This is a genomic window from Pseudomonas sp. MMS21 TM103, from assembly GCF_022132145.1.
Classification (GTDB): domain Bacteria; phylum Pseudomonadota; class Gammaproteobacteria; order Pseudomonadales; family Pseudomonadaceae; genus Aquipseudomonas.
This window is the reverse complement of sequence record NZ_JAJISP010000007.1, coordinates 242,154-256,115: the sequence shown is the minus strand read 5'-3', so window position 1 is coordinate 256,115 and position 13,962 is coordinate 242,154. Positions and strand designations below refer to the sequence as shown.

The window sequence follows — 13,962 nt, the reverse complement described above, 5'->3', positions numbered from 1 at the left end:
TCCTCAGCGCTGGTTCTGGTCAGGGACGGTTTGTTCGGCCAGTGCCACGGCGCGGAACATGGCGCGACGCTTGTTCAGGGTTTCTTCCCACTCCAGCGCCGGCACCGAGTCGGCGACGATGCCGGCTCCGGCCTGGACATGCAGCTCGCCATCCTTGATCACCGCGGTGCGAATGGCGATGGCGGTGTCCATGTTGCCGTTCCAGGCCAGGTAGCCGACGGCGCCGCCATAGACGCCACGCTTGACCGGTTCCAGTTCGTCGATTATTTCCATGGCGCGAATCTTCGGCGCCCCGGACAGGGTGCCGGCCGGCAGAATGGCGCGCAGGGCGTCCATGGCGGTCAGGCCGGGCTTCAGCTGGCCGGTGACGTTGGAGACGATGTGCATGACGTTGGAATAGCGCTCGATCACCATCTTCTCGGTGAGCTTGACCGAGCCGGTGCTGGCGACCCGACCGACGTCGTTGCGGCCCAGGTCGATCAGCATCAGGTGTTCGGCGACTTCCTTGGCATCGGCGAGCAGATCCTGCTCCAGGGCCAGATCGGCCTCCTCGTTGGCGCCGCGCGGACGGGTACCGGCGATAGGCCGCACCGTGACCAGGCCATCCTCGAGACGCACCAGCACCTCGGGGGAACTGCCGACCACATGGAAGTCGCCGAAATTGAAGAAGTACATGTAGGGCGTCGGGTTGATGCAGCGCAGCGCCCGGTACAGGTCGATAGGTGCAGCCTTGAACGGGATCGACATGCGCTGGGAGATCACCACCTGCATGCAGTCGCCGGCGAGGATGTACTCCTTGATCGCCTTGACCGAACGCTCGTAGTCGTCGCGGCTGAAGCTGGAGCGGAACACCGGCTCGGCTCCAGGCGGAGCATTCAGGTCGACCCCCAGACGTGGCGTGATGGGCTGGCGCAGCTTGCACAGGATCTCCTGCAGGCGGGCCTGGCCGTGTTCCAGGGCCCCCTCCTCGGCCGGATCGGCAAGGACGATGGCGTGCATCTTGCCGGCCAGGTTGTCGAACACCACCACGGCGTCGGACACCATCAGCAGGATATCCGGGGTACCCAGCGGGTCGGGATGGCTCCCCGCCGCCAGCTTCGGCTCGACGTAACGCACGCTGTCGTAGCCGAAATAACCGACCAGGCCACCATTGAAACGCGGCAGCCCGGGCAGGGTCGGCACCCGGTAGCGCGCCTGGAACTGCTCGACGAAGGCCAGCGGGTCGGCGCACTCGTGGCGCTCCACCTCGACACCATCGACGCTGATGCTGACGCGGTGACCGTAGGCGCGCAGCACGGTGCGCGCCGGCAGGCCGATAATCGAGTAACGGCCCCATTTCTCGCCACCCTGAACGGATTCGAGCAGGTAGCTGTTGGCCTCATCGGCCAGCTTCAGGTAGATCGACAACGGGGTGTCGAAGTCGACCAGGGTTTCATAGGCAAGCGGAATGCGGTTATAGCCGGCAGCGGCTAAACGCAGGAATTCTTCGCGGGTCATATCAGCCTCGTGGCTTGAGGGTAAATCGGTCGTGTGCAAACGCGCCGCCTAAGCGGCCAAGATCAGGTCAGAGGCGCCAGCGCCAACGGGCCAGGGCCTTGATGATTTTCATACCGGTTCTTGCGGACCAGCGCGTGCAGGTAACCACCACGGAGCTCACTTAGGCGGGAGTAAAGACTGGCAACACTAGCGCAGCCGCCTGACCTAAGCAACCCGCCCCGCGCGGCTTAGCCGGCAACCAGCAGCTGGCGTAAATCATCCAGCACCCGCAGCGGGCCCTCTTCGGCGATCGGCCGACCGTGGTTGTAACCGTAACTCAGCGCCACGCAAGGCACACCGGCAGCCTTGGCCGCCAGCACGTCATTGCGCGAATCGCCGATAAACAGCGCCTGCCGCGCCTCGACCCGGGCCAGCTGCAGCACATGCAGCAGCGCCGCCGGTTCGGGCTTCTGCTGGGGCAGGGTGTCGCCGCCGATGATCCAGCGGAAATAGCGGCCCAGGCCCTTGTCATCCAGCAGTGGCGCGACGAAGCGCTCCGGCTTGTTGGTGATAATGGCCATCTCGACCCGTTGTGCATGGAGCCAGTCGAGGGTTTCCCGTACGCCTGGGTAAATCAGGGTCAAGGCGTGGCCCTCGGCATAGGCCTGCATGAACAGTTCGAGCGCCTGCTCGGCGTAGGCATCGTCGATATGTTCATGTTGCAGACCGCCGGCCAGGGCGCGCCGTACCAGCACCCGCGCACCATTGCCGACCCAGTCGCGCACCTGCCCGATCCCGGCCGCCGGCTGCCCGAGCTGGAGCAGGCTCTTGTCCACCGCCGCTGCCAGGTCCGGCACCGAATCGACCAGGGTGCCGTCCAGGTCGAACATCACCAGGCGTGGCAACTCGCCTTGAAACAGCTCATGCAGTGCGGTCACCCGCGCACCTGGGCCAGCTCGGCACGCATGGCATCGATCACGCCTTTGTAGTCCGGCTGGCTGAAGATCGCCGAGCCGGCCACGAAGGTGTCGGCACCGGCGGCGGCGATCTCGCGGATGTTCTGCACATTGACTCCGCCGTCGATCTCCAGGCGAATCTCGCGACCGCTGGCGTCGATCAGCGCGCGCGCCTCGCGCAGCTTGTCGAGGGTGCCGGGGATGAACTTCTGCCCGCCGAAACCCGGGTTGACGCTCATCAGCAAAATCATGTCGACCTTGTCCAGCACGTGCTTAAGCACCTCCAGCGGGGTAGCCGGGTTGAACACCAGGCCGGCCTTGCAACCGCCGGCCTTGATCAGCTGCAGGGAGCGGTCGACATGCTCGCTGGCTTCCGGATGGAAGGTGATGTAGCTGGCGCCGGCTTCGATGAAGTCGCCGATGATGCGGTCGACCGGCTTGACCATCAGGTGCGCGTCGATCGGTGCGGTGATGCCGTACTTGCGCAGCGCCGCGCAGACCATCGGGCCAATGGTCAGGTTGGGCACATAGTGGTTGTCCATCACATCGAAGTGAACGATGTCGGCACCCGCGGCGAGCACCTTGTCCACTTCCTCGCCCAGGCGGGCGAAATCGGCGGAGAGAATCGACGGGGCGATGGCGAAGGGTTGCATGGCGCACCTCAGGAGCATTCACGAAAGTCGCGCATTGTACCCGAGCGAATCACGACCTGCCGCTAGGACGATAGTCGGCCGCCCTCACGCACAAGACCCGCCGCAGCAGGTCTTGTGTATACCGCTAACGCTCGATCAAGCCAGTTCGGCGAAGCACTCCGCGATGATCGCCAGGCCCCTGTCGAGCAACTCGTCTTCGGCGGTCAGCGGCACCAGCACCCGCAGCACGTTGCCGTAAGTGCCGCAGGACAGCAGGATCAAGCCCTTGTCGCGCGCCTTGGCCACGATCTGGCCGGTCAGCGCGGCGTTCGGCTGGTGCAGATCGCCGTTCTCGCACAGTTCCATGGCGATCATGGCACCGAGGGCGCGCACCTCGCCGATGCTCTTGTGTTTGGCCTGGATGGCCTTGAGGCCAGTGACCAGACGCTCGCCGACGGCCTTGCAGCGCTCCAGCAGCTGTTCTTCCTCGAACACCTGCATCACCGCCAGCGCCGCGGCGCAGGCGATCGGGCTGCCGGCGTAGGTGCCGCCCAGGCCACCCGGGGCGATGGCGTCCATGTATTCGGCCTTGCCGCACACGCCCGCCACCGGGAAACCGCCGGCGATCGATTTGGCGAAGGTGGTCAGGTCGGCGGCCACGCCCATCTGCTCCATGGCGAAGAAGGTGCCGGTACGGCCGGCGCCGGTCTGCACTTCGTCGGCGATCAGCAGGATGCCGTGCTGGTCGCAGAGCGCGCGCAGGCGCTGCATGAAGTCTTTCGGCGCGATATAGAAGCCGCCCTCGCCCTGCACCGGCTCGATGATGATCGCGGCGATATCGCGCGGCTCGGCATCGTTCTTGAACACCCGCTCGATGCTGGCGATGGCGTCGTCCGTGCTGACCCCGTGCAGTTCGCAGGGGTACTGGGCGCGGAACACGCCGCCGGGCATCAGGCCCATGCCGGCCGAATAGGGATTGACCTTGCCGGTCAGCGACAGGGTCATCATGGTGCGGCCGTGGTAGCCGCCGGTGAAGGCGATCACCCCGGCACGGCCGGTGGCGGCGCGGGCGATCTTCACCGCGTTTTCCACCGCTTCGGAGCCGGTGGTGACCAGCAGGGTCTTCTTGGCGAAGTCGCCCGGCACCTTGGCGTTGATCTTCTCGCACAGCTCGACATAGGGCTCGTAGGCCAGCACCTGGAAGCAGGTGTGGCTCAGCTTGGTCAGCTGCTGCTGCACCGCGGCAATGACTTTCGGGTGGAGGTGGCCGGTGTTGAGCACGGCGATGCCGCCGGCGAAGTCGATGAACTCGCGGCCTTCGACGTCGATGACCGTGGCGTTTTCAGCGCGGTCGGCGAAGATCGGGTGGATCTGGCCCACGCCACGAGGGACGGCGGCGGTGCGGCGTTGCATCAGGGATTCGTTGGTCTTGCTCATAATGTCCTCATTCGCCGGGTCGATACGGCGTGGTTCAAGGATGTGTCACCGATGGCGGCCTGACAGTATTCGATGATCGACTGCCGCAGCGCACCCGGCGCACAGGGATGTCCCTATAAAAAGCAGAAGGCGCAACGTTCTCGTGCGCCCCTGCGGGATTACATCGCCGGGTTAGATGCCCAGGCAGAGGTATTTGATTTCCAGGTATTCGTCGAGGCCATATTTAGAGCCTTCACGGCCCATACCCGAAGACTTCATGCCGCCGAACGGCGCCACTTCGGTGGAGATCACCCCGGTATTGATGCCGACCATGCCGTACTCCAGGGCCTCGGCCACACGGAACACCCGGCCCAGGTCGCGGGCGTAGAAGTAGGCGGCCAGGCCGAATTCGGTGTCGTTGGCCTGGCGGATCACCTCGGCCTCGTCGCTGAAACGGAACAGCGGCGCCAGCGGGCCGAAGGTTTCCTCGCGCGCCACGGCCATCTCGGCGGTCACGCCGGTGACGATGGTCGGCTCGAAGAAGTTGCCGCCCAGGCTGTTGCCGCCGGCGACCAGGGTCGCCCCCCTGGCCAGGGCATCGGCCAGGTGACGCTCGACCTTGGCCACCGCCTCGGCGTTGATCAGCGGCCCGGTGGTGATGCCCTCCAGCATGCCGTTGCCGACCTTGAGTTTGGCCACGGCCGCCTGCAATTTGCTGGCGAAGGCCTCAAAGACGCCGTCCTGCACATACAGGCGGTTAGCGCACACGCAGGTCTGCCCGGCGTTGCGGTACTTGGAAATGATCGCGCCCTCCACCGCCGCATCCAGGTCGGCGTCGTCGAAGACAATGAAAGGCGCGTTGCCGCCCAGCTCCAGCGACAGCTTCTTCAGGGTCGGCGCGCACTGCTGCATCAGTTGGATGCCGACTGCGGTCGAACCGGTGAACGACAGCTTGCGCACGATGGGGTTCGCGCACAGCTCGGCGCCGACCTCGCGGCTGCTGGCAACATCCGCCGGGATCACGCTGAGCAAGCCGGCAGGAATACCCGCGCGCTCGGCCAGAGCAGCCAGGGCCAGGGCCGAAAACGGCGTCTGTGGCGCCGGCTTGAGGACCATGGCGCACCCTACCGCCAGAGCCGGGCCAGCCTTGCGGGTGATCATGGCGCTGGGGAAGTTCCACGGCGTGATGGCGGCAGTGACGCCCACCGGCTCCTTCTGCACCAGGATGCGCTTGTCCGCGGCATGGCCGGGGATCACATCGCCGTAGGCGCGCTTGGCTTCCTCGGCGAACCACTCGATAAAGGAGGCGGCGTAGGCGATCTCGCCACGGGCCTCGGCCAGCGGCTTGCCCTGTTCGGCAGTCATGATCCGCGCCAGGTCTTCCTGGTTGGCCATGATCAGGCTGAACCACTGGCGCAGACGATTGGCGCGCTCCTTGGCGGTCAGCGCGCGCCAGGCCGGCTGGGCGGCTTGCGCCGCCTCGATGGCGCGACGGGTTTCGTCACGGCCCATATTGGGCACGCTGCCGATCTTTTCAGCGCTGGCCGGATTGAAGATCTCGGTACGCGCGCCGCTGTCGGCTTCGCACCACTGGCCGTTCAGATAGGCCTGCTGACGCAGCAGGCTGGGGTCCTTCAACTCAAGGCTCATGCGGGCTCTCTTGTGTTCTTGGCGATCAGGTGGGTTGCTGGGTACGCAGTTTCTCGCTGCGCCCGCGTAGCCATTCCAGGGTCAGCAGCAGCAGGATGGAAAAGCCGATCAGCAGGGTCGCGGCGGCGGCAATAGTCGGCGACAGGTTCTCGCGAATACCGCTGAACATCTGCCGCGGCAGGGTGGCCTGCTCCGGGCCGGCGAGAAACAGGGTCACCACCACCTCATCGAAGGAGGTGGCAAAGGCGAATAGCGCGCCGCTGATCACTCCCGGCGCGATCAGCGGCAGGGTCACCCGGCGAAACGCCGTCAGCGGCGAGGCGCCGAGGCTGGCAGCGGCACGCACCAGGTTCTGGTTGAAGCCCTGCAGGGTGGCCGACACCGTGATGATGACGAAGGGCACGCCCAACACCGCATGCACCACGATCAGCGACAGGTAGCTGTTGCCCAGGCCCAGCGGGGCGAAGAACAGGTAGCTGGCCACCCCGACGATCACCACCGGTACCACCATGGGCGAGATCAGCAGGCTCATCACCAGCGCCTTGCCGCGGAACTCGCCGCGGGTCAGGCCAATGGCCGCCAGAGTGCCGAAGACCATGGCCAACACGGTGGCGGCCGGGGCGATGATCAGGCTGTTCTTCAGCGAACGCATCCAGTCGGCGGACATGAAGAAGTCCTCGTACCAGCGCAGGGAAAAGCCCTGCAGCGGGTAGACCAGAAAGCTGCCGGAGTTGAACGACAGCGGAATGATCACCAGCACCGGCAGGATCAGAAACAGCAGCACCAGGCCGCAGAGGCTGCGCAGGCTGTAGTACCAGATGCGTTCAATGGGCGACATATAAGGGCTGAGCATAAAGGTTCTCCAATCAATCTATAGGTGGAGGGCTGCGCCCTCTCCCGCCCTGGGGCTGAGTTAGGCCAGCCGCAACTTGCTGGCCCCGACTAGCCAGCTGTACACCACGTAAAGCACCAGGGTGGCGCCCAGCAACAGGCCGCCAAGGGCCGTGGCCATGCCCCAGTTGATGGTGTTGTTGGTATAGAAGGCGACGAAATAGCTGATCATCTGGTCGCTCGGGCTGCCCAGCAGCGCCGGCGTGATGTAGTAGCCGATCGACAGGATGAACACCAGCAGGCAGCCCGCCCCGACCCCGGCCAGGGTCTGCGGGAAGTACACCCGCCAGAAGCTGGCGAAGGGGTGGCAACCGAGCGACACCGCCGCGCGCATGTAGGTGGGCGAGATGCCCTTCATCACGCTGTAGATCGGCAGGATCATGAACGGCAGCATGATATGCACCATGGCGATGTACACCCCGCTGCGGTTGAACACCAGCTGTAGCGGTTCGTCGATGATGCCCAGCGACAGCAGCGCGCCATTGATCAGGCCACCGGACTGCAACAGCACGATCCAGGCCGCCACCCGCACCAGGATCGAGGTCCAGAACGGCAGCAGCACCAGGATCATCAGCAGGTTGCTCTGCCGGGTCGGCAGGTTGGCCAGCAGATAGGCCAGGGGGTAGGCCAGCACCAGGCAGATGGCGGTGATCACCAGGCTCATCCAGAAGGTGCGCACGAAAATGTCCAGGTAGATGGCCTGGTCCGGGGTGGCACTGGCCAGCTCGCCGAGATCGTCGATGCGATGGTCGAGGGCCGCCAGCAGGTAATAGGGGGTAACGTTCGAACTGTTGCGCCGGATCACCTGCCAATAGGCCGGGTCACCCCAACGCTCGTCCAGGCTTTCCAGGGCGTCCTTGTAGGACGCCGGTTCGCTGGCGAAGGGCAGCGCACGGGCGGTGCTGCTGATCAGGCTGCGAAAGCCGGCCAGTTCCATGTTCAGCCGCTTGGACAGATCACCCAGGCTGCGCTGCTTGCGTGCCTCGACGATATCCAGAGTCACGGCGCGATACACCGCCTCGCTCGGCAGTGCCTTGCCGTTCCACTCGGCGATGGCCTCGACGGTAAGCGGCAGGCTGGCGACCACTTCCGGGTTGTCCACACTGCGCCAGAGCAGGGCGCCGATGGGCACCAGGAAGGTCAGCAGGAGAAACACCAGCAGGGGCAGGATCAGCGCCTTGGACTTTAGCCGGTTGAAGCGTTCGGCGCGGGCCAGACGCTGCTTGAGACTGGGGCTGGTGATGGGCAGGTCGGTGACAGGCATTACGCTGGCCATGGAAAACTCCGCATGCAACGGCCGCACTAGGCGACGGGTAAACACAGGCAAAACAGGTAAGGCCCCGGCACTGCGGCCGGGGCCAGGGTGGCTTTAGTTGCGCGCTGCCCAGGCATTGAAGCGCTGTTCCAGCTGCTCGCCGTAATCGGCCCAGAAGGTCACATCGATGGCTACCTGATCCTTGATGTTTTCAGGCGTGGTCGGCATCACGTTCAGGCGCTCGGGCGCCAGCAGGTCGATGGCCTGTTTCTTGGCCGGGCCGTAGGCGATGTTTTCGGCGAAGACTTTCTGCGGCTCCGCTTGCACCGCGAAGGCGATGAACTGCTTGGCTTCTTCCTGATTCTTCGCGCCACGCGGGATGGCCCAGGAATCGAAGTCGTAGATGCCTCCGTTCCACACCACCTGCAGGTTGCTCTCGGCCTGCACCGCGGCGATCCGACCGTTGTAGGCCGAACTCATGACCACGTCGCCCGAGGCCAGGTACTGCGGCGGCTGGGCGCCGGCTTCCCACCACTGGATATGCGGCTTGAGTTCATCGAGCTTGCGGAAGGCCCGGTCGACGCCCTCGCGGGTCGCCAGCACTTTGTAGACTTCGATAGGAGCCACGCCGTCAGCCATCAGGGCGAACTCCAGGGTGTACTTGGCGCCCTTGCGCAGGCCGCGCTTGCCGGGGAATTTCTTCACATCCCAGAAATCGGCCCAACCGGTCGGTGCGCCGCTGAGCTTGTCGGCGTTGTAGGCGAGCACCGTCGACCAGACGAAGAAGCCCACGCCACATGGCTGGATAGCGCCGTCGATGAAATCGTCCGGGTTGCCAAACAGCGCCGGATCGAGCGGCTCGAACAAACCCTCGTCACAGCCGCGGGCCAGCTCGGGCGATTCCACTTCAAGCAGGTTCCAGTTCACGCTGTTGGTGTCGACCATGGCCTTGACCTTGGCCATCTCGCCGTTGTACTGGCCGGCCAGGATCTTGTTGCCGGTGCTTTTCTCGAAGGGTTCGTAGAAGGCCTTGACCTGCGCTTCCTTGCTCGCGCCACCGAATGAAATCGCAGTCAGATCGGCAGCCATTGCCGGAACTGCAAGGGCCACCCCAGCGGCCAGGGCCGCAAACTTCAGGGATATCGACATTGTTGTTATCTCCGCTGTGTCACATGGGTAAGGATGAAGCACTGTCAGGGCAGCTTCAGTCTGGCTGCTGCGGGTCGAGGGCGCGGACGTGCTCGACATGCCAGCCGAGCGGCACCAGATCGCCAACCACCAGGGCGTTATCCAGCTCGGCCACCGGTTGTTTGATGTAGAAATCGGTTTTGCCGCAGACCTCCATGCGAATGCGCACGTGATCGCCCAGATAGATGAACTCGGCGACGCGCCCGGAGAAGCGGTTCGGGCAGGCCTCGCTGTGGCCGTTCAGGCGAATCCGCTCGGGCCGCACCGACAGGGTCACCGGCTCGCCAGGCTGACCGACGTTGACCGCTAGCGCTTCGATCCGCTCGCCGCGGGCCAGGCCGACCACACAGCGCTCGCCATCGCGGCTGATCAGGTGACCGCTGAGGCGGTTGTTCTCGCCGATGAAGTTGGCGACGAAGGTATTGCTCGGCTGCTCATAGAGGGTGCGCGGCTCGGCAATCTGCTGGATCTCGCCCTGATGGAACACCGCCACCCGGTCGGACATGGTCAGCGCCTCGCCCTGGTCGTGGGTCACATAGACCACGGTCACGCCCAGACGCTGATGCAGGTGCTTGATCTCCATCTGCATGTGTTCGCGCAGCTGCTTGTCGAGGGCGCCCAGGGGTTCGTCCATCAGCACCAGTTGCGGTTCGAACACCAGGGCGCGGGCCAGGGCCACACGCTGCTGCTGGCCACCGGAAAGCTGGCCGGGGTAACGATTGCGGAAGCTGTCCAGTTGCACCATCGACAGCGCCTTCTTGACCCGCTCGCTGATGTCGGTGCGCGACAAGCCGCGCACGGTCAGCGGAAAGGCCAGGTTCTCGGCCACCGTCATGTGCGGGAACAAGGCGTAGTTCTGGAACACCATGCCGATGTCGCGCTTGTGCGGTGGCAGCTTGGTCAGCGAGCGGCCGCCGAGGAGGATTTCCCCGGCGGTGGGGGTTTCGAACCCGGCCAGCATCATCAAACTGGTGGTTTTGCCTGAACCCGATGGGCCGAGCAGGGTCAGGAACTCACCCTTGCGGATGTCCAGATTGAGATCCTTGACGATCAGATTCTCGCCGTCATAGCTCTTCTGCACACCGCGAAAGCTCACCAACACATCGTTTGCCTGAGACTCGGACATCACCGCACCCTTTGTTGTTGTCTGTACGTCGTTGGGTACAGACTAGGTGCAGCGCGGTACTGAAAAAATCGGGCAGGATGACGACCTGGCATCAGATCAACGGAGAGTTTGGTGTAGGCATTGCCCTACAAGACCAAGGTCATCCGCCAGGCTGCGGATGCGCGGCACGCCGACTCAGAGGTCGAGCGCAGTAATTAGCAAACACCCTCTCACACCAGGCGATGCTCCATGGCATAGCGCACCAGATCGGCCATCGAGTGCACCCCGAGCTTCTGCATCAGGCGCGCCTTGTGGGTACTCACGGTCTTGTTGCTGATCGCCAGATGCAGGGCGATGTCGTTGACCCCTTCGCCGCGCACCAGGCGCTCGAACACCGAGAATTCGCGCTCGGAAAGCTGGGCATGGGGCGGTCGCGAATCGGTCAGGCCGACCTCGAAGACCATGCGGTCGGCCAGGTCGGGATCGATGTAGCGGCCACCAGCGGCCACTTTGCGGATGGCCGTGATCAGCAGGGCCGGGTCGCTGTCCTTGGTCGCATAACCGGCGGCGCCAACCTTGAGCGCACGGGCCGCCATCTGCGTTTCGTTGTGCATCGACAGCACCAGGATCGCCGGTCCACCGGCCAGCGCGCGGATCCGTGGAATTGCTTCCAGGCCGTTGACCCCGGGCATGCTGATATCCAGCAGCACCACGTCGCAGGCGGTCTTGCGCAGACACTCGAGCAACTGCTCGCCATTGCCGGCCTCGCCCACCACCTCGAGGTCGCGGGCCATGCCGATCAACTGCTTGATGCCCTCACGCACTATGGCGTGGTCCTCAGCCACCATTACCCGAATCACGCCACTTCCTCCTCGGTCACCGCCACTCGTGCGCACAGCGTAGTGCCTTCGCCGGGCTGGCTGTCAATCTGCAACTGGCCACCGAGCATCAATACCCGCTCCTGCATGCCGACCAGGCCGAACGACTGCCCCGGCTTGCGCGGCTCGGGCGCAAAGCCTTTGCCGTCGTCGCTGACGCACAGGCACAGCTCGCCGTCCTCCAGGCGCAGGCTCACCCGGACGCTGTGCGCGCCGGCGTGGCGCATGATGTTGGTCAGCGCCTCCTGGAGAATGCGAAACAGGCCGATGGCCTTGGCATCGCTGAGTTTCGGCAGGTTCTCCGGCACCTCGATCATGCAAGGGATCTGGGTACGCGCCTCGAAGCGGCGTACCTGCCACTCGATGGCCGAGGCGATGCCGGCATCGAGAATGGGCGGGCGCAGGGCGGTGGCCACATCGCGCACCAGCTGAAACAGCTGGGCGATCAGGCGCTTCATATTCTGCAGGTGCCGATCCAGCTCCGGCATCTGGCCGGAGCAGACCAGTTCGCACATGGCGGTTTCCAGCTTGAGCACGGTGAGCACCTGGCCCAACTCGTCGTGCACTTCGCGGGCGATGCGCGCCTTTTCCTCCTCGCGCACGCTTTCCAGATGGGCCGACAGCTCACGCAGGCGGGCCCGCGACTCGCCCAGCGCCAGCTCCACCTGCTTGTTCTCGGTGATGTCCCAGACGATCCCGTCCCACACCACCCGGCCCTCGCCCAGGCGCCGCGCGGTGGCCTTGATATCGGCCCAACGCAGCTGACCGGCGCGGGTGACAATGCGCCCCTGCCACTGCCAGTCGCTGTCGCCGGCCAGGGCCGCGTCCTGGCTGCGCCGGTAGCTGGCCTGATCATCGGGATGCACCAGGCTGCGAATCCCGCGGTCGGCGCGCTGCAACTCGACGGCCGGATAACCGACCAGTTCGACGCTGCCCTCGCTGATGTAGGCGAACACCACCGCCTGCTCGATGGCGGCGCGCTCCAGGCGAAACACCAGCCCGGGCACATTGCCGGCGATGCCCTTGAGTCGCGCCTCGCTCTCCTGCAGGGCGGCGCGGGCGCGGCGGCGTTCGGTGACATCGGCAAGGAACACCACCAGGTATTCCGCCCGGTCGAAGCGCAGGAAGCTCAGCGACACGTCCACCGGCAAGCCACTGCCATCGGCGCACAGGCACTCGGTCTCGAATGCTGGCAAGGCCTCGCCACTGCTGCGCGCCAACTTCCACAGGCTCAGCCAGCGGTCCATATCCAGGCTCGGCTCCAGGGCTTGTAACGGCCGCTCCACCAGCGCCCCGCTGGCATAGCCGAGCATGTCCTCGGCGGCGCGGTTGGCGTAACGCACATGGCTGTCCCAATTGACCCAGAGTATGCCCACGGTGCTGTGGTCGATGGAGAACTGGCTGAGGCGCAGGGCCTGCTCGGCCACCTCGCGCTGAGTCAATTCCTGGCGCACGCCGAGCAGCTGACGCTCCAGGCCGCGGCGCTGCTGGCGCAGGTGCAGGATGATGGCCGCGGCGCTAAGCAAGGCCAACAGCAGGAGCAGCGCGAGGCCCCGCCAGAAGGCCAGCGATTCGCCAATCTGCGGGTATTTCAACGGCAGCCAGCGCTCACGCAGATGCTCGATCTCGCGTCCGGGCATGGCCTCCAGGGTCCGCTCGACGATTTCCGCCAGCAGCGGCTGGTCGCGCCGACTGGCGATGCGCAGCAGCTGCGGCAGACCGATATCGCCGACGATGCTCAGGGCCGCGAACTGCGGCTCGCGCAGCAGCAGACTCAGCCGCGCCTCGTCGACCACCGCGTAGCTGACCTCCTGGCGCAACAGGCGCAACAGGCCCACGCGCTCCGAACTCACCCCCTGCAGCTGCAGATTGTTGTGGGTCTTGTACAGGTACTCGAACACCGGGCTCGGTTCGCGCACCGCGACCAGCTCATCGTATGCCAGGCGGTCGAGGTCGACTGCGCTGATGCCGCGCTGCTCACTCACCACCAGATGCGGCACCCGCATGTAGGGCGTGGAATAGAGCCATAGGCGCAGCCCGTGTGGGGTCTGCTGCAGTCCCGGCGCGAGGTCGACCTCGCCACGGCGCAGCGCGCTATCCAGCTCGCCTTGGTCGGCGTAGCGCAACCATAGCGGCTGCACGCCCATGCCCTGCAGCACACGGCTCATCAGCTCGACGTTGGCCCCGGAAAGTCGCTGCAGACGGCGATCGTACAAGGCCCAGGGCGCCTGCATGAGCAGGCCCACGCGCAACTGCCGATGCTCGGCGAGCCAGGCCTGCTGCTCGGCCGTGAAGAGCGGCCGCAGGGGCAGCACCGCGCTTTCAGCCCAGGCAAAAAACGGCCACAGCAGGAGCAGAAAGAGGATGCGCGACCACATAGTACTCATTGCCAAAATTACTCTGCCAGGGCAGCGGAATAATATTCCGAGGGAGTGAGAAGCTCGAACGCCGTCGCGAGGCAGCCGCCACTGGCAGGAGTCTTTTCACAAGGGTGATACCTTACTCCAGTCGAGGC

10 protein-coding genes and 1 pseudogene are annotated in these 13,962 nt (G+C 65.0%); all 11 read right to left on the bottom strand.

Annotated features, from left to right (window positions below):
• Window positions 1-3 precede the first annotated feature (3 nt).
• Complete coding sequence (gene trpE / locus LJY18_RS19875) at window positions 4-1,497, bottom strand: anthranilate synthase component I (RefSeq protein WP_238043754.1); 1,494 nt, start codon at window positions 1,495-1,497, stop codon at window positions 4-6.
• A 67-nt stretch (window positions 1,498-1,564) separates the two neighbouring features.
• Window positions 1,565-2,414: pseudogene (locus LJY18_RS19870) on the bottom strand (phosphoglycolate phosphatase).
• Window positions 2,411-3,085, bottom strand: a complete 675-nt coding sequence (rpe, locus tag LJY18_RS19865; protein WP_238043752.1) for a ribulose-phosphate 3-epimerase — start codon at window positions 3,083-3,085, stop codon at window positions 2,411-2,413. The pseudogene LJY18_RS19870 and the gene rpe overlap by 4 nt, the downstream one beginning before the upstream one ends.
• 135 nt (window positions 3,086-3,220) lie before the next feature.
• Entirely contained in the window at window positions 3,221-4,501 is a 1,281-nt protein-coding gene (gene gabT, locus LJY18_RS19860; RefSeq protein WP_238043751.1) for a 4-aminobutyrate--2-oxoglutarate transaminase, read from the bottom strand.
• Window positions 4,502-4,672: 171 nt separating this feature from the next.
• Entirely contained in the window at window positions 4,673-6,130 is a 1,458-nt protein-coding gene (gene gabD / locus LJY18_RS19855; RefSeq protein ID WP_238043750.1) for an NADP-dependent succinate-semialdehyde dehydrogenase, read from the bottom strand.
• A gap of 25 nt (window positions 6,131-6,155) precedes the next feature.
• Window positions 6,156-6,983 (bottom strand): ABC transporter permease, encoded by an 828-nt coding sequence (locus LJY18_RS19850; protein ID WP_238043749.1) that lies wholly within the window; start codon window positions 6,981-6,983, stop codon window positions 6,156-6,158.
• 60 nt (window positions 6,984-7,043) lie between these two features.
• Window positions 7,044-8,285, bottom strand: a complete 1,242-nt coding sequence (locus tag LJY18_RS19845; protein WP_442964510.1) for an ABC transporter permease — start codon at window positions 8,283-8,285, stop codon at window positions 7,044-7,046.
• A gap of 105 nt (window positions 8,286-8,390) precedes the next feature.
• Window positions 8,391-9,425 carry an ABC transporter substrate-binding protein gene (locus LJY18_RS19840; protein WP_238043745.1) on the bottom strand — a complete coding sequence of 345 codons (1,035 nt, stop codon included), beginning with the start codon at window positions 9,423-9,425 and terminating at the stop codon, window positions 8,391-8,393.
• Window positions 9,426-9,480: 55 nt separating this feature from the next.
• Entirely contained in the window at window positions 9,481-10,590 is a 1,110-nt protein-coding gene (locus LJY18_RS19835) for an ABC transporter ATP-binding protein (protein ID WP_238043743.1), read from the bottom strand.
• Window positions 10,591-10,799: 209 nt separating this feature from the next.
• Entirely contained in the window at window positions 10,800-11,417 is a 618-nt protein-coding gene (locus LJY18_RS19830) for a response regulator (protein ID WP_238043787.1), read from the bottom strand.
• 8 nt (window positions 11,418-11,425) lie between these two features.
• A complete protein-coding gene (locus tag LJY18_RS19825) occupies window positions 11,426-13,834 on the bottom strand; it encodes a PAS domain-containing sensor histidine kinase (protein WP_238043741.1) in 2,409 nt (802 codons plus the stop codon).
• Between the last annotated feature and the right edge of the window lie 128 nt (window positions 13,835-13,962).

What these genes read in the sequence shown, in the direction of transcription:
- trpE (WP_238043754.1), bottom strand. Translation starts at nt 1,497, where the DNA reads ATGACCCGCGAAGAATTCCTGCGTTTAGCCGCTGCCGGCTATAACCGC.
- rpe (WP_238043752.1), bottom strand. Translation starts at nt 3,085, where the DNA reads ATGCAACCCTTCGCCATCGCCCCGTCGATTCTCTCCGCCGATTTCGCC.
- gabT (WP_238043751.1), bottom strand. Translation starts at nt 4,501, where the DNA reads ATGAGCAAGACCAACGAATCCCTGATGCAACGCCGCACCGCCGCCGTC.
- gabD (WP_238043750.1), bottom strand. Translation starts at nt 6,130, where the DNA reads ATGAGCCTTGAGTTGAAGGACCCCAGCCTGCTGCGTCAGCAGGCCTAT.
- LJY18_RS19850 (WP_238043749.1), bottom strand. Translation starts at nt 6,983, where the DNA reads ATGCTCAGCCCTTATATGTCGCCCATTGAACGCATCTGGTACTACAGC.
- LJY18_RS19845 (WP_442964510.1), bottom strand. Translation starts at nt 8,285, where the DNA reads ATGCCTGTCACCGACCTGCCCATCACCAGCCCCAGTCTCAAGCAGCGT.
- LJY18_RS19840 (WP_238043745.1), bottom strand. Translation starts at nt 9,425, where the DNA reads ATGTCGATATCCCTGAAGTTTGCGGCCCTGGCCGCTGGGGTGGCCCTT.
- LJY18_RS19835 (WP_238043743.1), bottom strand. Translation starts at nt 10,590, where the DNA reads ATGTCCGAGTCTCAGGCAAACGATGTGTTGGTGAGCTTTCGCGGTGTG.
- LJY18_RS19830 (WP_238043787.1), bottom strand. Translation starts at nt 11,417, where the DNA reads ATGGTGGCTGAGGACCACGCCATAGTGCGTGAGGGCATCAAGCAGTTG.
- LJY18_RS19825 (WP_238043741.1), bottom strand. Translation starts at nt 13,834, where the DNA reads ATGAGTACTATGTGGTCGCGCATCCTCTTTCTGCTCCTGCTGTGGCCG.